Origin of the sequence: Embleya sp. NPDC056575, assembly GCF_042793325.1 — a bacterium.
GTDB lineage: Bacteria > Actinomycetota > Actinomycetes > Streptomycetales > Streptomycetaceae > Embleya.
Genome location: NZ_JBHTVA010000181.1, coordinates 844 through 1,306 on the forward strand (window position 1 = coordinate 844; position 463 = coordinate 1,306).

1 pseudogene is annotated in these 463 nt (G+C 54.0%); it reads left to right on the forward strand.

Annotation, left to right across the window (positions count from 1 at the left end):
* Positions 1-463, forward strand: a pseudogene (locus tag ACFRCG_RS48570) (AMP-binding protein); the annotation flags it as partial.

The following is a 463-nucleotide window of genomic DNA, read 5'->3' on the forward strand; positions in this document are numbered from 1 at the left end:
ATACGGGAGATGTCATTCTTCTCGACGGAAGCCGCACAATTCTAAGCCTGCCGCTTGATGAAAACGACGAGGGAAATCCAGAAACCGCTGTAACCGCGGAGAACTTGGCGTACATGATTTACACGTCTGGAACAACCGGACAGCCGAAGGGTGTCATGGTCGAACACCATGCGCTTGTGAACTTGTGCTTCTGGCACCACGACGCGTTCAGCACGACAGCGGAGGACCGCAGTGCGAAGTACGCGGGCTTTGGGTTCGACGCTTCAATTTGGGAGATGTTCCCGACCTGGACGATCGGTGCCGAGCTTCACGTCATTGATGAAGCGATCCGCCTCGATATCGTCCGCCTGAACGATTATTTTGAAACGAACGGCATAACGATCACGTTCCTGCCGACACAGCTTGCGGAACAGTTCATGGAGCTTGAGAACACATCACTTCGCGTATTGCTCACTGGAGGAGC